At 67.1% G+C, this 19,408-nt stretch carries 17 protein-coding genes; 2 read left to right on the top strand and 15 right to left on the bottom strand.

Annotation, left to right across the window (positions count from 1 at the left end):
• Positions 1-17 precede the first annotated feature (17 nt).
• Together ettA and H4O11_RS13450 are read left to right on the top strand one after the other, a co-directional pair.
• Complete coding sequence (gene ettA, locus H4O11_RS13455; protein ID WP_182339945.1) at positions 18-1,682, top strand: energy-dependent translational throttle protein EttA; 1,665 nt, start codon at positions 18-20, stop codon at positions 1,680-1,682.
• Positions 1,683-1,769: 87 nt separating this feature from the next.
• Positions 1,770-3,086, top strand: a complete 1,317-nt coding sequence (locus H4O11_RS13450; protein ID WP_182339944.1) for an NCS2 family permease — start codon at positions 1,770-1,772, stop codon at positions 3,084-3,086.
• A gap of 89 nt (positions 3,087-3,175) precedes the next feature.
• On the opposite strand, the gene pncB is transcribed toward H4O11_RS13450, so the two are convergent.
• The 15 genes from pncB to H4O11_RS13375 form a co-directional block, all read right to left on the bottom strand.
• Entirely contained in the window at positions 3,176-4,354 is a 1,179-nt protein-coding gene (gene pncB, locus H4O11_RS13445; protein WP_182339943.1) for a nicotinate phosphoribosyltransferase, read from the bottom strand.
• Between the two features lie 434 nt (positions 4,355-4,788).
• Positions 4,789-5,625 carry a glycosyltransferase family 2 protein gene (locus H4O11_RS13440; protein WP_182339942.1) on the bottom strand — a complete coding sequence of 279 codons (837 nt, stop codon included), beginning with the start codon at positions 5,623-5,625 and terminating at the stop codon, positions 4,789-4,791.
• Positions 5,622-6,479, bottom strand: coding sequence for a glycosyltransferase family 2 protein (locus H4O11_RS13435; protein ID WP_182339941.1), 858 nt, complete (start codon positions 6,477-6,479; stop codon positions 5,622-5,624). Before H4O11_RS13435 ends, H4O11_RS13440 begins: the two co-directional genes overlap by 4 nt.
• A gap of 100 nt (positions 6,480-6,579) precedes the next feature.
• Positions 6,580-8,769, bottom strand: coding sequence for a type II secretion system secretin GspD (gene gspD / locus H4O11_RS13430; protein ID WP_182339940.1), 2,190 nt, complete (start codon positions 8,767-8,769; stop codon positions 6,580-6,582).
• A gap of 9 nt (positions 8,770-8,778) precedes the next feature.
• Positions 8,779-9,567, bottom strand: coding sequence for a general secretion pathway protein GspN (locus H4O11_RS13425; protein ID WP_182339939.1), 789 nt, complete (start codon positions 9,565-9,567; stop codon positions 8,779-8,781).
• Positions 9,557-10,312, bottom strand: a complete 756-nt coding sequence (gene gspM / locus H4O11_RS13420; protein WP_182339938.1) for a type II secretion system protein GspM — start codon at positions 10,310-10,312, stop codon at positions 9,557-9,559. The genes H4O11_RS13425 and gspM overlap by 11 nt, the downstream gene beginning before the upstream one ends.
• A complete protein-coding gene (locus H4O11_RS13415) occupies positions 10,287-11,438 on the bottom strand; it encodes a PilN domain-containing protein (protein ID WP_182339937.1) in 1,152 nt (383 codons plus the stop codon). Before H4O11_RS13415 ends, gspM begins: the two co-directional genes overlap by 26 nt.
• Positions 11,435-12,313 (bottom strand): type II secretion system minor pseudopilin, encoded by an 879-nt coding sequence (locus H4O11_RS13410; RefSeq protein ID WP_182339936.1) that lies wholly within the window; start codon positions 12,311-12,313, stop codon positions 11,435-11,437. Before H4O11_RS13410 ends, H4O11_RS13415 begins: the two co-directional genes overlap by 4 nt.
• Complete coding sequence (locus H4O11_RS13405) at positions 12,310-12,942, bottom strand: prepilin-type N-terminal cleavage/methylation domain-containing protein (protein ID WP_182339935.1); 633 nt, start codon at positions 12,940-12,942, stop codon at positions 12,310-12,312. Before H4O11_RS13405 ends, H4O11_RS13410 begins: the two co-directional genes overlap by 4 nt.
• Positions 12,939-13,397: a type II secretion system protein XpsI gene (gene xpsI, locus H4O11_RS13400; protein ID WP_182339934.1), complete on the bottom strand. Its 459-nt coding sequence runs from the start codon at positions 13,395-13,397 to the stop codon at positions 12,939-12,941. The genes H4O11_RS13405 and xpsI overlap by 4 nt, the downstream gene beginning before the upstream one ends.
• Entirely contained in the window at positions 13,394-13,864 is a 471-nt protein-coding gene (gene xpsH / locus H4O11_RS13395) for a type II secretion system protein XpsH (RefSeq protein ID WP_182340070.1), read from the bottom strand. Before xpsH ends, xpsI begins: the two co-directional genes overlap by 4 nt.
• A 17-nt stretch (positions 13,865-13,881) precedes the next feature.
• Positions 13,882-14,316 (bottom strand): type II secretion system major pseudopilin GspG, encoded by a 435-nt coding sequence (gspG, locus tag H4O11_RS13390; protein ID WP_246333492.1) that lies wholly within the window; start codon positions 14,314-14,316, stop codon positions 13,882-13,884.
• A 46-nt stretch (positions 14,317-14,362) separates the two neighbouring features.
• Positions 14,363-15,583 (bottom strand): type II secretion system protein XpsF, encoded by a 1,221-nt coding sequence (gene xpsF / locus H4O11_RS13385; protein ID WP_182339933.1) that lies wholly within the window; start codon positions 15,581-15,583, stop codon positions 14,363-14,365.
• A 2-nt stretch (positions 15,584-15,585) separates the two neighbouring features.
• On the bottom strand, positions 15,586-17,310 hold the full coding sequence (gene gspE, locus H4O11_RS13380) for a type II secretion system ATPase GspE (protein ID WP_182339932.1): 1,725 nt from the start codon (positions 17,308-17,310) through the stop codon (positions 15,586-15,588).
• Positions 17,311-17,448: 138 nt separating this feature from the next.
• Complete coding sequence (locus H4O11_RS13375; protein WP_182339931.1) at positions 17,449-19,317, bottom strand: S8 family serine peptidase; 1,869 nt, start codon at positions 19,315-19,317, stop codon at positions 17,449-17,451.
• Positions 19,318-19,408: the final 91 nt, after the last annotated feature.

The raw sequence follows: 19,408 nt of genomic DNA, 5'->3' as shown, positions 1-19,408 counted from the left end.
ACCCTCTGGGAGACTCCATGTCCTCGCAATACATCTACACCATGAACCGCGTCAGCAAGATGGTTCCGCCCAGGCGGCAGATCATCAAGGACATCTCGCTGTCGTTCTTCCCCGGCGCGAAGATCGGCCTGCTGGGCCTGAACGGTGCCGGCAAGTCGACCGTGCTGAAGATCATGGCCGGCGTGGATACCGATTTCGAGGGCGAAGCCCGCGCCCAGGCTGGCACCAAGGTCGGCTACCTGGCCCAGGAACCGGAGCTCGATCCGACCAAGACCGTGCGTGAAGCCGTCGAGGAAGGCGTCGGCGAGGTGCTGCAGGCCCAGGCCGCGCTGGATGCGGTGTACCTGGCCTATGCCGAGGAAGGCGCCGATTTCGACGCGCTGGCCAAGGAGCAGGAGCGCCTGGAGGCCATCCTGGCCGCCGGTGACGCACATACCCTGGAAAACCAGTTGGACGTCGCTGCCGATGCCCTGCGCCTGCCACCGTGGGATGCCGTGGTCGGCAAGCTGTCCGGTGGTGAAAAGCGCCGCGTGGCGCTGTGCCGCCTGCTGCTGCAGAAGCCGGACATGCTGCTGCTCGACGAACCGACCAACCATCTCGACGCCGAGTCGGTGGAGTGGCTGGAACAGTTCCTGGCGCGCTACACCGGCACCGTGGTGGCCGTCACCCATGACCGCTATTTCCTCGACAACGCCGCTGAGTGGATCCTGGAGCTGGATCGCGGCCGCGGCATCCCGTGGAAGGGCAACTACACCGACTGGCTGATGCAGAAGGACGAGCGCCTGAAGCAGGAAGACAACCAGGAAAAGTCCCGCCAGAAGGCGATCCAGAAGGAACTGGAATGGTCGCGCCAGAACGCCAAGGGCGGCCGCACCAAGGGCAAGGCCCGCCTGGCCCGCCTGGAAGAGCTGCAGTCGGTGGATTACCAGAAGCGCAATGAAACCAACGAAATCTTCATCCCGCCGGGCGAGCGCCTGGGCAATGCGGTGATGGAGTTCAAGAACGTGTCGAAGAAGTTCGGCGACCGCCTGCTGTTCGACGACCTGAACTTCCTGGTCCCGGGCGGCGCCATCGTCGGCATCATCGGCCCGAATGGCGCCGGCAAGTCGACGCTGTTCAAGATGATCACCGGCCAGGAGAAGCCGGACACCGGCGAGATCGTGGTCGGCCCGACCGTGAAGCTGTCCTACGTGGACCAGAGTCGCGACGCGCTGGAAGGCAACCACAACGTCTTCCAGGAAATCGCCGGCGGCCTGGACATCCTCAACATCAACGGCATCGAGATCCAGTCGCGTGCCTACATCGGCCGCTTCAACTTCAAGGGCCAGGACCAGCAGAAGCTGGTCGGTTCGCTGTCCGGTGGCGAGCGTGGCCGCCTGCACATGGCCAAGACCCTGCTGCAGGGTGGCAACGTGCTGCTGCTCGATGAACCGTCCAACGACCTGGACATCGAAACCCTGCGTGCGCTGGAAGATGCGCTGCTGGAGTTCCCGGGCAACACCTTCGTCATTTCGCATGACCGCTGGTTCCTGGATCGCATCGCCACGCACATCCTGGCGTTCGAAGGCGATTCACACGTGGAGTTCTTCCAGGGCAACTACCGCGAATACGAAGAAGACAAGCGCCGCCGCATGGGCGACGACGCCGCGCCCAAGCGCCTGCGCTTCAAGGCGCTGAAGTAAGAAGCCCCGAGGACGGCCGCCCAGTGCGGCCGTCCTCCTTTTTGCCCCATGGGTGTGTCGTTTCCACCCCGACCTGCGAGACCCGCCATGCGCCTGACCGAGCGCCTGTTCCAGTTGCAGCAACATGGCACCACCGTGCGTACCGAGCTGCTGGCTGGAGTGACCACCTTCCTGACGATGTCCTACATCGTTTTCGTCAACCCCGACATCCTGTCCACCACCGGCATGGATGCAGGTGCCGTGTTCGTTGCCACCTGCCTTGCCGCCGCGCTGGGTTCGCTGGTGATGGCCTTCGCCGCCAATTTTCCGGTCGGCATGGCGCCGGGCATGGGCCTCAACGCGTTCTTCGCCTTCACCGTGGTCGGTGCGGCCGGACTGCCGTGGCAACAGGCGCTGGCGGCAGTGTTCATTTCCGGCCTGGTGTTCCTGCTGCTGTCGCTGACCGGCGTGCGCGCCTGGCTGGTGTCAGGCATCCCGGCCTCGCTGCGTTCGGCGATCGTCGCCGGCATCGGTCTGTTCCTGGCCATCATCGCCTTGCAGAAATCCGGCGTGATCATCGGCAACGAAGACACGCTGGTGACGCTGGGCGCGCTGGACACCGCGCCGCCGCTGCTGGCACTGGGCGGCTTCCTGTTGATCGCCATCCTGGAGGCGCGCGGCATTCGCGGCGCGATCCTGATCGGCATCCTCGCCGTCACGGCCGCAGGCTGGCTGCTGGGTGACGTGCAGTACCACGGCCTGGTTTCGCTGCCGCCAAGCCTGGCACCGACCTTCCTGCAACTGGACCTGCCTGGCCTGCTGCACCACGACGGCGGCGCGCCGCTGGCGGTGCTGTTGCAGGTAGTGCTGGTGTTCGTGCTGGTGGAAGTATTCGATGCCACCGGCACGCTGTACGGAGTGGTCGGCCGTGCCGGCCTGCTCAAGCTGCCGGGTTCGCAGAAGCGCTTCGGTCGCGCCCTGCTGGCCGACAGCACCGCCATCGTCGCCGGTTCGTTGCTGGGTACCAGCAGCACCACCGCCTTCGCCGAAAGTGCTTCAGGGGTGCAGGTGGGGGGCCGCACCGGCCTCACCGCGCTGGTGGTGGCCGCGCTGTTCCTGGCGGCGCTGCTGTTCTCGCCGTTGGCGGCGATGGTGCCCGGCTATGCCACCGCGCCAGCGCTGTTGTTCGTCGCTGGATTGATGCTGCGCGAACTGGTGGAAGTGAACTGGAGCGACTTGACCGAATCGGTACCCGCGGCGCTGTGTGCGCTGGCGATGCCGTTCACCTACTCCATCGCCAATGGCCTGGCATTCGGTTTCATCGCTTATGCCGCGCTGAAAGCGGGCACCGGGCGCTGGCGCGAAGTGCATCCGGCCGTATGGCTGGTGGCGGGATTGTTCGTGCTGCGGTTCGCGCTGGAATGATCTCTGCCGCTGCGCTGGCCGAGCATGGCCCGGCGCTGCAAACGAAACGCCCCGTGTAGCGCCGAGCCATGCTCGGCGAGCGCGCTGGGTCAATCGCCCGCCGGCAGTTCGAACACCTGGCGCAGGTAGGCCAGATAGCCCGGATCGTCGCACATGCTCTTTCCAGGCGAGTCGCTCAGCTTGGCCACCGGCTGGCCATTGCACCGGACCATCTTGATCACGATGTTCAACGGGGTCGGCCCCAGGTCGTTGGTCAGGTGCGTCCCCACGCCGAACGCCACCTGGCAGCGACCGCGGAAATAATCGAACAGCCGCATCACTTTCTCGATGTTCAGGCCATCGCTGAACACCAGTACCTTGCTGCGCGGATCCACCCTGCGATGCTGGAAATGCGCCAGCATGCGGTCGCCCCAATCGAACGGATCGCCCGAGTCGTGGCGCACGCCGTCGAACAGCTTGCAGAAATACATGTCGAAATCACGCAGGAAGGCATCCAGCCCGACCACGTCCGACAGGGCGATGCCGAGGTCGCCGCGGTACTCCCGCGCCCACGATTCCAATGCCGTGACCTGCGAATCGCGCAGGCGCGGTCCCAAGGCCTGGAATGCCTGCAGGTATTCGTGGGCCATGGTGCCGTGCGGGGTCATGCCGTACAGGCGGGCAAAATGCACGTTGCTGGTGCCGACCAGTTGCGGACCGAGTGCATCGCGCAACAGCGGCAACAGCCGCGCGTGCCAGTCGCGCGAGTAGCGGCGCCGCGTTCCGTAATCGGCGATCCGGCATTGATCGAACCCCGGGGTGTCGCGCAGCAGCGCCGCCTTGGCCTGCAGCCGACGCTCGCCTTCGGCGATGTCCGGCGTGGTGGTATTGCGGAACCACACTTCGTTGATGATGGCCAGCAGCGGCACTTCGAACATGATGGTGTGCAACCAGGGGCCGGTGATGTCCAGCTCGATCTCGCCTGCCACGCTGTCCGACGCACGGAGGGTGATGTACTTGCGGTCGAGGTGGAACAGGCCGAGGAAGTCGGCGAAATCGGGCTTCACGAAGCGCAGGCCACGCATGTAGTCCAGCTCTGCGGTGGTGAAGCGCAGGCTGCACAGGTGGTCGATCTCTTCGTTGATCTGGTCGATGTAGCGCGCCAGGTCGATGCCCGGCGTGCGGCACTTGAACCGGTACTGCACCAGTGCGCCGGGATGCTGGTGCAGCACCGCCTGCATCATGGTGAACTTGTACAGGTCGGTGTCGAGCAGGGATTGAATGATCATGCCGCCATTATGCGCCGCGCCGCGCTGCGGTGTGCTGGCCAGGCCGCGCCCGGCCCCTGCTTCATGCAACGTCAACGTCAACGTCAACGACAACGGCAACAGCTGCAGGGCTGGGGGTTGGTTGGGCGAGGTGGGTTGGCGGGACCCGCCGTGAACCCATCCATGGGGGCTCCTGTTCGGCTCCTGCCTCACAAGGTCCCGCCAACCCACCCCGCCCAACCTTCGACAGGTCCATGCAGCGCCGGGTAGCGCCGGGCCATGCCCGGCGGAATGGGGTGATCGGGGACCGGCATCGTACACACGGCAGCGGGGCATGGCCCCGCTCTACCAATTTTTTTTCAACGCGGCTGGCGGCCCACGGAACCCGTCGCCACCCCGCAAGCAGATCCTGCCGCCAGCCGCGAGGGGCTTCGCCGTTCGCTGTACACACCCCTTCAGCGCCCGCGCAACAGCCGTGGCAACTGCAGCGCGGCATGCGCCCAGATCGCAGCCCATACGGCCGCACGGACGGGAAGGCTGCGCTGGCCTGCCTCGAACTTTCCGAAGTAACGCCACAACCCACGATGCTTGTGCCATTCCACGAAGAACGGGCGCGAACGACTGGATACCCCGCGCACATGCAGCACCTGCAGGTCGTTGGCGATGGCCACCGTGCCCCCGGCCTGGCGCACGCGCCGGCACAGGTCCAGGTCCTCGGCATGCAGGCGGTAACCGGCATCCCAACCGCCGATGCGGTCGAACAACGTGCGTGGCATCAGCATCACCGCGCCGGACAACGCCGGCACCGGCTGCAGCGTGCTGGCCGGGTCGCGCGCGATCGCCAGCTTCGAACCCTGTCCCGGCGAGCGCAGCATCGCCAGGAAGTCCGGATCGCGACGACGCACTGCCTCATCCTGCCGCCCCTGCTCGTCCACCTGCTCCACCCCCAGCAGGCAGTCACCCAGTGGCAGCGCACGCTCACGGAGCGTTGCCAGCGTTCCGGCATCAACCATCACATCGGGGTTGATGAAGGCCAGCCACGGCGACTGCGACGCGGCGACGCCCTGGTTGTTGGCGGCCGCGAATCCGGGATTGTCCGGATTGGCGATGAAGCGCACCCGCGCATCATGGCTGGCATGGCGCTGCAGGACCTCGACGGTATCGTCCGAGGAGCCGTTGTCGACCACCCGGATCTCGGCGATGTCACGAGCATCGCGCAGGCGTTGCAGGCAGGCATCGATGGTGCTGCCGCTCTGGAACGTGACGACGACGGCGACGATGGCATGGTTCAAGCGGACGGCTCCTGCGGCGGCGATGGCGCACCGAACAGATCCGCCTGCGCCTGCGGCATTATCGCCTGCCGGTAGCGCGCCTGCAGTTGCGTGCGCACCTCGTGCAGGGGATCGTGCATCAGGAAGTCCGCCAACCGCGGCGTCCATGCCGGCCAGCGGTTGGCCAGCGCTTCCAGGTCACCCGGATGGTTGCCGCCCTCGCCCGCACGGGCCACGAAGGCGCTCTCGCACAGGACATTGCGCCATCCCAGGCCGCTCATGCGCAGTCCGAGGTCGACCAGCGCGGCGTTCCAACCGCCATAACTCTGCACATCCAGCCCACCTGCACGGCGCCGGGCATTGCCACGCACCAGCACCGCATGGGTGACCGCAGACGGGAGCTCGGGATGTTGCGGCGGCAGGTCGGCACAGGCATGGGCCAGGGCTTCCAACGATTCCGGCAGAGGATTGATCTCACCCATCCGTGGCCAGGCCACCGTTTCGCCGGCGTTGCACCACGGGGTGGCAGTGGCAACGGACGCATCACGGGCAAAACAGGCCTGCAACTGGTCCAGCCAGCCGGGCGCCGGCACGCTGTCCGGAGCCAGCACCGCAACATCCAGGCCAGCACAGGCATGCAGCATCTCGTCCAGATGGGCGACCTCACCCAAGGGCCGGGCGCGGCGCGTGTACTCCGCCTGCAACGGGGTGTGGGCCAGCCAATGTTCCACCACCGCCTGCGCGCGCGGACCCGCCTGGGCATCGTCGGCCAGCCAGACGGCGGTCCCGGCGGCCGTGCCGTGGTCCAGTGCCGCAAGACAGCGGTCCAGCGCTGAATCGTCCACGCCCAACGGCAACAACACGATCGCCCCCATCCCGCCTCCGCTGGTGGATGCACGGCGGGCGGTTGCCTCGGCCGTGTTTCCCCAAGCCTAGCAAGCCAGGCAGCCTGGATGCGACTGCCTTTGCCGTGCGCTACTTCTTGCCAGCGCCGTCGATCGGCTCCATCGCGCGGAAGCGACGGCTGTACTCGTCGGTCAGCTGGCGCGACTCCTGGCCATTGCGGACGATGGTCGGGGTGAGCAGGACGATCACCTCCGAACGCCGGCTGTTGCGGGTCTTGCTGCCGAACAGCGCACCCAGCACGGGAATGCGGCTCAGGCCCGGGATGCCGCTGTGGCCATCGGTGCCGCTGTCGGTGATCAGGCCGGCCAGCATGATGGTGTCCCCGCTCTGCACGGCCGCCTCGGTGGACAGCTTGCGGGTGGAGATGCGCGGATTGCAGTTGCTTTCCTGCGGATTGCAGTCGCGGGCGACGTCTTCGGCGCTGCTGACTTCCTGCACGATGTCCATGAAGACGGTGCCGTCACGGGTGACCCGCGGGCGGACTTTCAGGATCACGCCGGTGTCGATGTACTGGACCTGGCTGTAGCTGCTGGTACCAACGCCGGTATTGACGGTGGTGGTGTTGATCGGCACCTTGTCGCCGACGTTGAGCGTGGCTTCGGCGTTGTTGCGCACGAAGATGGATGGCGTCTGCAGCAGGCGCAGGTCGGTCACTTTGTCCAGTGCGCTGACCACGGCGGCGGCATTGCGGCCAAGGAACGTCCAACCCAGCCCACTGCTGCCGGTGATCGAACCGGCGTAGGTGCCCCATACATCACGCCCGGCAGCGTTGGGCAGGGTGGCCCCGCCCACCGCTCCGGTATAGGACGCCCCCTGCACGGCGTTCTCGAAGTACCAGTTCACGCCATAGCTGAGTTCGCCCTGCAGCGAGACTTCGGCGACCTGCGCCTCGATGTGCACCTGCATCGGCATCACGTCCAGCTTTTCCACCACCTCGCGGATGGAACGCCATGCCTGCGGCGTGGCGCGCACCAGCAGCGCGTTGGTTTCCTCCACGGCGGAAACCCCGACTTTGTCGCCCTCCACCTCCAGGTTGACACTCACGTTGCCGGACTGGCGCTGCGGCAGGCTCATGCCGCCCTGCCCGCTGGTGCCACCGGTCGAGCTGCCGGTTCCGCTGAAGGAATCCATGCTGTCCTGGCCACGGTCGTTGCCGCTGCTGTCCAGCAGCGACGAGGACCCGCCTGGCGCCAGCGAGGTGCTGTCGCCACCACGGCTCCCCCGGCCATCGCCACTGCCGAAGGTTTCGGCCAGCCGCTCCGCCAGGTCGCGCGCCTTGATGTAGCGCAGCTCGTAGGAAAACAGGCGCGGGGCACCGCCTGCCGTGTCGATGCGGTCCAGCCACTGCTGGATCTGGTCCAGGTAACGCGCCTGCGGAGTGATCACCAGCACCGCGTTGGCGTTCTCCAGCGGCAGGAAGCGCAGCATGCCGGCGCTGGGCGTCTTGCTCTCTTCGCCGAAGATCTTCTCCAGGTCCGCCGCGACCTGTTCGGCCTTGCCCGAGGAGATGGGGAACACGCCGACCGACATTCCGGACAGCCAGTCGACGTCGAAGATTTCGACGGTGCGAAGGTAGTTCTCCAGTTCGCTCCGCGTGCCGCCCAGGGTGATCACGTTGCGGCCGCTGTCGACGTTGACGATGGCGTTGGGCCGCGCGTAGGGCTCCAGCACCTTCTTCATTTCGGTGGCGGAGATGTACTGCAACGGCACCACGCGGACCTCGAAGCCGCGCGCGCTGGCAGCAGGCGCGGTGCTCGGCGCGACGGTGCCGGCCAGCGCCTGGTCGGCAGCCACGATGTTGTAGCGGCCACCGCTGTACACCATGCGTGCATTGTTCCAGCCCAGCACCATTTCCAGCAGGTTCAGCGCCTGTGCCCCGGACACCGGCTTGGGCGTGGCCAGGGTCACCGTGCCCTGCACGCCCGGGGCGATGACGTAATTCTGGCCCAGCATGTCGCCCAGGATGGCCTTGACCACCGCATGCACGGATTCGCCTTCGAAGTTGAACGTGGCATCACCGCTGCTGGCCTGCGACAGCGACGGTGCCGGCGACGCGGCGGCACTGCGGTTGATCACCGTGCCGGTGCCGCGACGTATCACCGCCTTGGGACCCGACTGGTCGTCATCGCCAGCGACAGCCACCGGAACGTCCACGCCGGTATCCAGGCGCGCATTGCGGCGTACGTCCGGCGTCGGCGCGGTGCTGCAGCCGACCAGCAGGGCCAGGGCGAACGAGCAGGAAAGGAAACGCAGGTTCATGCTTTCACTCTAAGGGTTGGCGCCGCCGCCGGGGGGCGGCGTCGGCTGGCGTTGTTGCTGTTGCTGTTGCAGTTGTTCGCGACGGGCGCGGATGCGCTCGCGGATCGCACGCATCTGTTCTTCACTGGGCCCCTGGTTCGACGGCTGCTCCGACGCTGCCGGGACCCCTTGTGCCGGCACGGGGGGAGCTGTCGTTTCAGCGGCGGCGCCTCGCGCCGGCTGCGCAGGCCGTGGCACGGGCGGAGGTGGCAATACCGGAGGCGCGGCGCCATTGCCGGAGCGTGGGTCATGCAGTTGGGTCGGTGCCTCCCCTCCCTGTCCATCAAAGACGCTCAGCTCCAGCACCTGTGCCCCCTCGGGACCCAGCACCGTCGCCCGCCGCGGTTCCAGCGCCAGCAACTGCCAGCCTTCCACCGCGTCACCGCCCAGGCGCAGGCGCAACGAACGATTCTGTTCGCTGGTCAGGGTGGCCATGCCGAAATCGCCGGCCAACAGCACGCCGGTCAGGCGCAACGATCCGGTGTTGGATGCTGCCGGTCCCCCCAGCCGGAACGGATGCGGGCGCCGGTCTTCGGCGAACACAGGGCGTTCGCTGATGGCCGCATGGCTGGCCGGCACGGTCATCGGATCATCCGCCAGTGGTCCAAGCGTGGGCAACGGGGGATGGGCGGCGACGACATCGGCGCGTGCACTGATCTGTCGTCCCAGCCCCGACAACGCGGCCAACCAGGACAGCGCGGCCACCATGGCCAGGCCCAGCAGTATCCACCCACGCAGGCTGAACCGATCAATCCGCATCGGCAATGCCCCCCTCTTCCGGCACCGCGTCACTGGACGGACCAACGGTAGCCGCATCGTCCGGCGAGCCCGCCGGCACCGGCTCCCCTTCATCGGCGGCCGGTGGCGGTGGCGCTGCCGCCTCTTCCGCAGGGCGCGCCGGCAGGGGGTTCACACCCGTCGTGGGTTGCAGGTAGCCCACCAGTTCGAAGGATACGTCCAACCCGGTTCCCGCCTCATCCGGGGATTGCTGGAAACGCTGCGCGAGGATGTTGAGGTTCTCCACGAACAATCGGGGCGTACCGGTCTCCAGCGTATGCAGCACGTTGGCCATTTCCTCCACGCCACAGCGCAACCTTACCTGCATCGCCACCCGCACACGCGTGGCATCGCTACGGTTGTCGGGCATCGGCGTGCGGTTGCTGACCACGCATGCCTGGTTGCCGGGGCTGGCCGACAGCACGGCATCCTGCACGCGCGCGCCGAGTGCAGCCGCCGCGCCCTCTGCGGTGGCTTCGGCCAGGAAGCCGGGACGCTGCCGCAGGCTGTCGCGCACCTCGCGCAGGCGTGCCTCGACCTGTGGCTGCTGGTCCAATTGTGCCTGGACGCGCTGCTGGCGCTCCTGCAGTGCCACGATTTCCTGGTCGATCGCACGCCAGGGCACGGTGAACCAGGGATGCACCAGCAACAGGTAACCCAGCCCCAGCACGGCCAACAGCAATGCCAGGGCCAGCCAACGGTCACGGGCGGTGGGTGGCATCGGCATCGGCCGCCTCCTTCGCAGGCACCGTGGCAACTGCGGCGACAGGGCGCAGCTCGGCGGTCAGGGTGAAGCGATCACGTCCACCGGCACTGCCGTCTGCCTGCAGCACGCCGGTCAGGTTCACCCGCTGCCACAAGGCCGAGCCCTGCAGCAACGGGACGAGCTGGTTGGCTTCGCGGCTCAGGCCGATCAGCTGCAGCTGGTTGCCTTCCACGCCCATCTTTTCCAGGTAAGTGCCGTCGGGTAGCAGCCGGCTGAGTTCGTTCCACAAGGACAACATGGCCGGACGCTGCGCACGTTGCTGGTCCAGGAAGGCCGCGCCGTCCACCAGCGCCTGCAGTTGCGCGCGCTCGTCAGCGACGCCACGGGCATTACGGGCGCTGCGCTCTACGTCGCCGCGCAGTGCGTCGGCAGCCTGTTCACGGTTGTCCAGCAGCTGGCTGCCCGCCAGCAGCAGCATCACCACCGCCGCACATGCCAACAGCAGTTCCACGCGCAGTTGCGGGTTACCCGTGCGCTGGCGCTGCGCCATGGGCATCAGGTTGACCTGCAGCGGACTGCCATCCTCGCCGAGGACATCGATGCCGCCCACGGCATCGGCCCAGCTGCCGACGGACTGTTGCCATTGTTCCAGGCGCACCCGCGGCAGGACCACCAGCTCCGCTTCCAGCTGTTCTGGCGACACCAGGCCCAGCGGACGGACATCGAAGCTGACCTGCTCGGCGGTGAAGGGCGTCTGCCGGTCGATCTCGTAGGCCATGACATCGTGCAGGCGTTCGGCCGCCGTGGACGGCAGCCGCAACGTACGCCGCAGCACCTGGTCGGCGGCGATCAGCCAGAACCGCGGCAACCGGTGCACGCGCGGCTCGAGTACCTGCGACAACGCCGTCGCTTCGCAGGGCCAGGGCAGGCGCCCCGCCTCGATACGCTGCGACCCCACTTCACGGGTCAACAGCAGCACGTCACCCTTGACCTGCAGCAACAGGCGCGCGGGCGCCCAGCCAAGCGCCCACTGCCAGCGCAACGGCAACCACGCCAGCAGCGACCCGCGCCACCAGCGCAGGAAATGGCCGGCGCGCGGCGCAACCTGGCCTGCCACCTGCCTGAAACCGTCCTGCCATGCAGTCATTGCGACGCCATTCCCTGCTCCCATTGAAGCACTGTGTATGCCTGCCCCGTGGCGACGCTGCGACTGTTGCGTGCCACCGCGCGGCTGACCGCGACCCGTCCGCGCTGATCCGTTACGCGGCACTCGATACTATAGGTGCCACTGCCGCTGGCAAGGGCCGGCGTATCCGACATTCCACCAGCCCCCTGCTGTTGCTGCTCGCGCTGGGCCAGCATCAGCGCGGCATCCAGGCCCAGCGCCGTCAGCACCGGGCCCTTGGCGAATCGGGGATCCGGGCGTGCCTGGCGCCCATAAAGGCTCAGCATCGGCCGCATCTTCCGATACAGCGCCGGCGTCATGCCCAACACGCGCTGCAGTTCGCCCAACGTGTCAAAACGCGCATTGCGCGGCCCATAGGGCAGGCCTGCGGCGACATAGTCCGGGGCCTCGGCACCGCCCCCGGGCGGGCTCAGGTCGTCGGCATCGCGCCAGTCGACAATCGCCCCGGCCAGGTGCGCGGCCTGTTCCGCCGGCACGTCCAGCGCCTGCAGGAACGCCTGCAGCAGTTGCAGGTCAGCCAGGTTGATGTTGATCTTCCCGCTCTCATCCTCGACACGGATGTCCACCCGCGCGCCGTCGAAGCTCCAACGGTACAGCCGGCCATCAGGCTGCCAGGGTGGCCGCAAGGGGTCCGCACGCAGGCGCGACATCGCGTACGCCACCCCGGCACGCCCGATTTCCTGGGCGCGGCCGGTATCGTCCTGCACCCGCTGCTGCAGGTGCTCGATGCGCGCGGACAGTGCGAATGCACCGACCAGCGCGGTCAGCAGCGCCACCAGCCACAGCACCAGCACCAGGGCCGCGCCGCGTGGGTTGCGGTTGCCGCACGCGCTCATCGGCTGCTCCCCTGGCTGGCATTCTCCAGCGCTACCAGCAACTCAGGCCAGGGGGTTCCCTGCAATGGGTCGACCTGGATGGACACCAGCAATGGCGGATGACGGGTATCGGCCCAGACCGGCTCCCACTCGGTGAGCTGCCCACTGGCCGCATCACGCCCGCGATAGCGCAATGTCACCCGGCGCAGGTCGTCGGCCAGCAGTTCCGGCGCGCGCGCGGGCGTTTCGGCGATCTGCTCACCGTCCTGCACCATCACCAGGCCCAGCTGCAGGCGCACGCCCCGCGTGCCACGCACCACCTGCAGGTCGTGCACGTAGCTGCCTCCGCGCCCCAGGTAACCGGGAAGCTCGGAGACAAAGCGCAGCCGCTGGGCTTCGCCGACGAAGTACAGGGGTTCGCGCGCGGGGTCCAGGGGGTCGATCGGGCTGCGCAGTGCCTGCGCCAGCTGGCGCCGCAGCAGGCCCTGCACCGCGCGCATGCGCTCATTGTCGGCTGCGATGGCCTCGCCACGCTGGCTGATGGTCATCGCCGAACGCACCGTGACGAACGCCAGCGCGAGGCCACCGGCCAGCAACGCCGTGGCCAGCAACACTTCGATCAGGGTGAAGCCGCGTACGGTGCGCCTCATGGAGCGCTCTCCAGCACCGGCGGAAGCAGGCGCAGGGTGCGCCAGGTCAGTTGGCCACCGCGCTGCTGTGCCCAGCGCACCTGCAGTTCCAGTTCCACCAGCCGCGGGCCGGCCGCGATGTCGCTGGCGGCATTTCCGGCACGCGGCTCCACGTACGGCCGCACCTGCAACGACCACTGGTAGCGGTTGTTTTCCCATTGCCCCAGTTGGCGGCCTTCCTGCAGTGGCGCCTGCACGCCGGCACCCGCCAGCAACGACTGCGCGTGCAGCACTGCACGTGAACGCAGGTCGGCCTGGCCGACCTGCCGTGCCGCACCCGACAGCGTGCCCAGCAGCAGGGTCAAGGACAGTGCCAGCAGGGCGAAGGCAACCAGCACCTCCAACAGCGTGAAGCCATGTGCATGCCGCCGTGGGGGACCGGAACGGGCCCTGGGTCGCGCAACGGCGTGCGTCATGGCGCGCGCTCCGGCCGTGAGGTCACTTCACCGGTCAGCCAGCCCACGTCGATGCGCCAGCGCGCATCACCGCGCTTGAGCACGATGCGTCCGCCGCTGGCGCCGCCATCGGGATGGAATTCGATCACGCCCTCGCCAGCGTCGTGCTGCAGCTGCGACGCCCCTTCAAATTCGACCTGCAACGCGTCGGGCAGCGTTCCCTGTCGTCCTGGCGCGCTTTGCCAGTGGCGCTCACGCGGGGTAATGACGAAACGTTGCGGCGTGCCGCGCGCGATGGCTTCGGCACGCGTCTGTCGCAACTGGTTGGCCATGTCCTTGCCGGCGTTGCGCAACTGCATCCCCCCCATCCCGCGCGAGAACATTCCGGCCGTGAGCAGCCCCACCGCGGCGATCAGCGCGATGACCAGCAGCATCTCCAGCAGGGACATGCCGCGCATGTCCTGCCGACGCGCACCACGCAGGGTCATGGCCAGGCCGGTCGCTGTCACTGCTCGTAGCGGATGTCCGCATCGAAGCTGGTGCCGCCGGCCTTGCCGTCCTTGCCCAGGCTGACCAGCTCGTAATCCTGGTTTTCGCCCGGCGCACGATACTCCAGCGGACGGCCCCATGGATCATTGAGGTCCGACGCCTTGGCATAGGGACCCATCCAGCCATTGACACCTGCCGGCTGGGTAACGAGTTCGTCCAGCTTCGACGGCAGGCGATTGGTATCGAGCCGGTAGGTGTCGACCTTGCTGGCCACGGTCTGCACCTGGGCCTTGGCGATGTTGGCCTTGCCGCGGTCGGCACCGCCCAGTACGCGGCTGGCGACCAGGGTGAGCACGGCGCCGATCAACACGATGACGATGATGATTTCCAGCAGGCTCATGCCGGACTGCCGGCGCGGCGAGGAAATGCGGGGAATGGCACGTCGTTTCATCAGCAGCGTTCCTGTGTCTGGAAAAGCATGGAGGGGATGGGCATCGTCAACCGATGGCATTGGTGAGGTCATACATCGGCACCAGCACGGCGATGATCACCAGGCCGACCACCGACGCCAGCACCAGCGTGATCGCCGGTACCATCGCCGACAGCAACCGGTCGATGCTGCGCGCGGTTTCCTGCTCGAAGGTATCCGCCGTTTTCATCAGCATGCCATCCAAGGCGCCGGATTCTTCGCCGACCTGGATCATCTGCAGGGCCAACCGCGGGAAACGCTTGCCGCGCCCGAGCGCCGCCGACAGCCCATTGCCGTTCTTGACTTCCTCGCTGGCGGCATCCACGTCGGCGGCCAGCGCACGGTTGCCCAGCACGTTGCGGGCAATGCCCAGTGCCGCCAGCAAGGGCACGCCATTGCGCAGCAGCGTACCCAGGGTGCGCGCCAGGCGTGCCGCTTCCAGCTTGCCCAGCAGGGTTCCAATACCCTTGCGCCGCAGCAGCCAGCCATCCAGCGCCAGGCGGAAAGCGGGTTGCCGCGCCTTGCGTTCCAGCAACCATGCCAGCACCGCCGGCACCACGATGAAGAAGATCCAGCCATCGCGTACCAGCAAGCCAACCTGCAGCACCCACTGGGTGAACCAGGGCAGCTCCACGTCGAGGCTTTCGTACATCTGTGCGAACTGCGGCACCACGTAACCGAGCAGGAACAGCAGCGCGCCGCCCACCACCACCAGCAGGATAGCCGGATAGATCAATGCATTGACCACCCTGCCCTGCAGCGCGCGGCTGCGTTCGAGGTAATCAGCCAGCCGTTGCAGCGTATCGTGCAGGCTGCCGCCGGCCTCGCCTGCGCGCACCATGTTGACGTACAGGCGCGAGAACAATCCGTGCTGGCGCTCCAACGCGGTGGACAATGCCGCGCCACCGCGGACGGTGTCGCGGATTTCGTTGACCACGCGCCGCGAGCGTTCGTCTTCAGGCAGGCTCAACAGGATGGTCAGCGCGCGATCCAGCGGTTGGCCCGCACCCAGCAGGGTGGACAGCTGCTGGGTGAACTGCAGCAGCGCCGCGCCCTGGAAGGGCCGCGGCTTGAACAGGTTGCGCCACCGGCTGCCGTCCAGGCCGCCCTCGCTGGCCAGCCGGGTGTCCATCGGCAGATGCCCCTGCTCCTGCAGGCGGACCACCAGCTCGGCCTGGCTCGGCGCCTCCATCTGGCCGTCCACCACTTCGCCGTGTGCGTCCAACGCCTTGTAGCGGTACACCGGCATGCTCAGCTTTCCTCGGTGGTGCGCAGCACCTCTTCAAGCGTGGTCTGGCCGGCCAGCGCCTTCAGCAGGCCATCTTCATACATGGTGCGCATGCCACCGCTGCGGGCGATGCGCTCGATTTCGCCCATGCCGTCGCGACGCATCACCGCCCTGCGCAGCTCGTCGTCCATCACCAGGAATTCGACGATGGTGGTGCGGCCCAGGTAGCCGGTCGGGGACAGCGCCGAGGGCCGCGGCCGGAACAGGTGGATGGTTCCCTGCGGCTGCAGGCGGCGCAGGTCGAACCGTTCGATCTCTTCGGGCGAGGCCTCGTAGCGCTCTGCGTGGGTGGGTTCCAGCCGCCGCACCAGGCGCTGGGCCAGGATGCCGTTGATGGTGGAGGTCAGCAGGTAATCCTCCACCCCCATGTCCAGCAGGCGGGTGATGCCACCGGCTGCGTTGTTGGTATGCAGCGTGGACAGCACCAGGTGGCCGGTGAGCGCGGACTGGATCGCGATGCGCGCGGTTTCCAGGTCGCGCATTTCGCCGATCATGATGATGTCCGGATCCTGGCGCACGATGCTGCGCAGGGCATTGGCGAAATCCAGCCCGATCTGCGGCTTGGCCTGGATCTGGTTGATGCCTTCGATCTGGTACTCCACCGGGTCTTCGACCGTGATGATCTTGACGTCGGCGGTGTTGAGCTGGCTCAGCGCGGTGTACAGCGTGGTGGTCTTGCCCGAGCCGGTCGGCCCGGTCACCAGCAGGATGCCGTGCGGCTGTTCGAGCACCCTGCGGAAGGCGGGCAGGAACTCATCGGTGAAGCCAAGCCGGTGGAAGTCGAATACCACCGTCTCGCGGTCAAGCAGGCGCATCACCACGCTTTCGCCATGCGCGGTGGGCACCGTGCTGACCCGCAGGTCAAGTTCCTTGCCCTGCACCCGCAGCATGATGCGGCCATCCTGCGGCAGCCGGCGTTCGGCGATGTTCAACCGCGCCATGATCTTGATGCGGCTGATCACCGCGGCGGTCAGGTTGGCCGGAGGGCTCTCGCCTTCCACCAGTACGCCATCTACCCGATAACGCACCTTCAGCCGGTTCTCGAACGGCTCGACATGGATATCCGAGGCGCGCAGCTCCACCGCACGCTGGATCACCAGGTTCACCAGCCGGATCACCGGCGCTTCGGAAGCGAGATCGCGCAGGTGTTCGATATCGTCCACGGCGGCGCCCTCGCCGTCGGCGGTCTCGACGATGGCCCCCATGGCACTGCGTCCCTGGCCGAACCAACGCTCGATCTGGTCATCGATTTCCGATCGCTGGCCCACGCGCGGATGTACCGCCACGCCCATCGCCAATGCGATGGCCTGGCAGGGATACGGATCATGCACATCGGCCTGCCACAGCAGCAGCCCGCTTTCATCCAGCGCGATGGGACAGACATGGAACTGCTTGAGGAAACGCAGCGACACCGGCAGCGCATCTGCCAATGACGGCGGCGGTGTTTCCGGCATCTGCCGTGCGTCCAGCAGTGGCAAGCCCAGCACGTCGGCGCTGATCTGCGCCTGGTCGCGCTCGGACACCAGCCCCAACCGGACCAGCAGCGACATCAGGCTGCCGCCGGATTCGGCATGCAGCGTGCGTGCACGGCCCAGGTCGGTCTCCTTCAATCGCCCGCGCGCCAGCAGCGCGGCAATCAAGGGCGCTTCGGCATTGCCCAGGTTGGCAGGTTCAGCAACCGCGTTCACAAACAGCCTCGTCTGCAGGTGTCCAGACTGTAGCAGTTAGCCATTGCCCACAGCCGCTCCAAGGGCGAAAAATGCGACGGATCCAAACAAAAAGGCCCGCCAGCAGGTGCTGGCGGGCCCCTCTTCCAGGTAGCGGACTTACTGCGTGGCGAGCAGGCTGACGCCGGTGAATGCGGCTTCACCGACAACCTTGATGTAATAGGTCCCGGCTACCGGCGCAGTGATGCGCACCGTTTCCGCATTGCCCGCGCGCGAGGACTTGGCCTTGAACGCAGTGGTGGTCGGCTCGCTGCCTTCGCCTACATAGATCGACACATTGCCGGTGCCGCCATAGGTGACGAAGCTCACCACCTTGCCCGCGCTGGCTTCGAAGCTGTACAGCGCTTCGCTGCCTGCCGCGCCGGTGATTCCGGCGACGGCGACCTTGTTGGTCAGCGGGATCGCGGTCGGGCCGCAATCTTCGGTGCACGGCTCCTTCAGCGCCTCGTCCAGGGCTGCCTTGGCATCGACGATGCCGGTACCGATCGGCGTGCCCGCCGGGATGGTTACCGGGAAGTTGCGCGCCGTCTGCTTGAGCAGCGTTTCCAGCTGCGCCGGAGTCAATGGATCCCTGCCGGCGTCGGCCACTGCGCCCTGTACCAGCGCCGCGACGGCCGCCACGTGTGGCGAAGCCATCGAGGTGCCGGCCATGCCCATATAGGTATAGGCACCGGAGGTGGGCGTGGTCGCGCCGTCGTAGCCTGCCTGCCAGACGTAGCCGCCCGGATTGCCATCCACGCCACCGCCACCGCCCGGACCGGCCAGGTCCACCACCGCGCCGAAGTTGGAATAGGACGCGATGCCACCGGTGATGCGGGCAGCACCAACGGCCACGACGTTGTTGCAGCTGGCCGGGCGGAAGTTGGCTGCATTGGCGGCCGAGTTGCCGGCAGCCACCACCACGGTGGTACCGCGCGACACGGCACCGTCGATGGCGTCCTGGTACAGCGCGTCGCAGGCGCTGCCTCCGCCCAGGCTCATGTTGATGACCTCGGCCGGGTTGGCGTTGGCCGGAATGCCGGTCACGGTGCCGCCGGATGCCCAGGTGATCGCGTCGGCGATATCGGACAGGTAGCCACCGCACTTGCCGAGCACGCGCACCGGCAGCACGCGTGCCTTGTACGCCACGCCGGCCATGCCGACACCGTTGTTGGTCGATTCGGCGATGGTGCCGGCGACATGGGTACCGTGCCAGGAGCTGTCTTCGGCCAGCGAACCGGCATAGCACTCGTTGTCGTTCTCTACCCAGTCACCCTGGTCCAGCGCGCCCGGCACGCGGTCATCGGTGGCGCGACGCGACGTTTCCGCGTCGCTGATGAAATCGTAGCCTTCCAGCAGGTTGCCGGAGAAATCCGGATGCTCGGGCAGGATGCCGGTATCCAGCACCGCCACCACCACGCCTTCGCCCTGGGCGACATCCCAGGCAGCCGGCGCGTTGATGCCGCCGGTGGCACTGCTCAGGTGCCACTGGTACTGCGCGTAGTACGGGTCGTCAGGCACCAGCTGCGGCGACACTTCGCGCGGACGCAGGTCGACGCGCTGCAGCTTGACGTCCGCTTCGGCGTACTGCACCGACGGATCTGCCTTCAGTTCGGCCAGCACCTTGGCCAGGTCCGCAGCGCCCAGGCGCGACTTCAAGTGGACCAGGTCGGCGCCGACACCCAGCCTGCGTACGACCTGCGGGCTGAACGCGGCAACGCGTGCGTTGGCGTTTGCAGTGACGCCAGACAGCGACGCGCGGGCAAAGGCGGAATTGACCACCGACAGTTTGGCCGAACTGTCCCTCGCTGCGGCCGTGCCGGCGTGGTACTTCACGATGATGCGGTCCACGCCCTGCTGCTGGGCAGTGGTGGATTTCTGTGGCGCGCTGACTTTGAAGTCTGCGGCCTGCGCCATGCCCATGCCGGCGGTCATCGACAGCACGGCAGCGGCGAGTACGTTGATGCGGAGGTTCTGCTTCTTGATCACGTCGAAATCCTCTTCTGGGTCGATGGTGGAACCAAACCTGCGGCCTTACTTCCTTGCGACCACCCCTGGCCGGCCATGCCAGGGTTGCCGT

Origin of the sequence: Stenotrophomonas tumulicola, from assembly GCF_014117215.1 — a bacterium.
GTDB classification, from domain to species: domain Bacteria; phylum Pseudomonadota; class Gammaproteobacteria; order Xanthomonadales; family Xanthomonadaceae; genus Stenotrophomonas; species Stenotrophomonas tumulicola.
The sequence above is the reverse complement of the archived record's forward strand: the minus strand, read 5'-3'. Positions and strand labels throughout refer to the sequence as shown.

What these genes read in the sequence shown, in the direction of transcription:
- ettA (WP_182339945.1), top strand. Translation starts at nt 18, where the DNA reads ATGTCCTCGCAATACATCTACACCATGAACCGCGTCAGCAAGATGGTT.
- H4O11_RS13450 (WP_182339944.1), top strand. Translation starts at nt 1,770, where the DNA reads ATGCGCCTGACCGAGCGCCTGTTCCAGTTGCAGCAACATGGCACCACC.
- pncB (WP_182339943.1), bottom strand. Translation starts at nt 4,354, where the DNA reads ATGATCATTCAATCCCTGCTCGACACCGACCTGTACAAGTTCACCATG.
- H4O11_RS13435 (WP_182339941.1), bottom strand. Translation starts at nt 6,479, where the DNA reads ATGGGGGCGATCGTGTTGTTGCCGTTGGGCGTGGACGATTCAGCGCTG.
- gspD (WP_182339940.1), bottom strand. Translation starts at nt 8,769, where the DNA reads ATGAACCTGCGTTTCCTTTCCTGCTCGTTCGCCCTGGCCCTGCTGGTC.
- H4O11_RS13425 (WP_182339939.1), bottom strand. Translation starts at nt 9,567, where the DNA reads ATGCGGATTGATCGGTTCAGCCTGCGTGGGTGGATACTGCTGGGCCTG.
- gspM (WP_182339938.1), bottom strand. Translation starts at nt 10,312, where the DNA reads ATGCCGATGCCACCCACCGCCCGTGACCGTTGGCTGGCCCTGGCATTG.
- H4O11_RS13415 (WP_182339937.1), bottom strand. Translation starts at nt 11,438, where the DNA reads ATGACTGCATGGCAGGACGGTTTCAGGCAGGTGGCAGGCCAGGTTGCG.
- H4O11_RS13410 (WP_182339936.1), bottom strand. Translation starts at nt 12,313, where the DNA reads ATGAGCGCGTGCGGCAACCGCAACCCACGCGGCGCGGCCCTGGTGCTG.
- H4O11_RS13405 (WP_182339935.1), bottom strand. Translation starts at nt 12,942, where the DNA reads ATGAGGCGCACCGTACGCGGCTTCACCCTGATCGAAGTGTTGCTGGCC.
- xpsI (WP_182339934.1), bottom strand. Translation starts at nt 13,397, where the DNA reads ATGACGCACGCCGTTGCGCGACCCAGGGCCCGTTCCGGTCCCCCACGG.
- xpsH (WP_182340070.1), bottom strand. Translation starts at nt 13,864, where the DNA reads ATGACCCTGCGTGGTGCGCGTCGGCAGGACATGCGCGGCATGTCCCTG.
- gspG (WP_246333492.1), bottom strand. Translation starts at nt 14,316, where the DNA reads ATGAAACGACGTGCCATTCCCCGCATTTCCTCGCCGCGCCGGCAGTCC.
- xpsF (WP_182339933.1), bottom strand. Translation starts at nt 15,583, where the DNA reads ATGCCGGTGTACCGCTACAAGGCGTTGGACGCACACGGCGAAGTGGTG.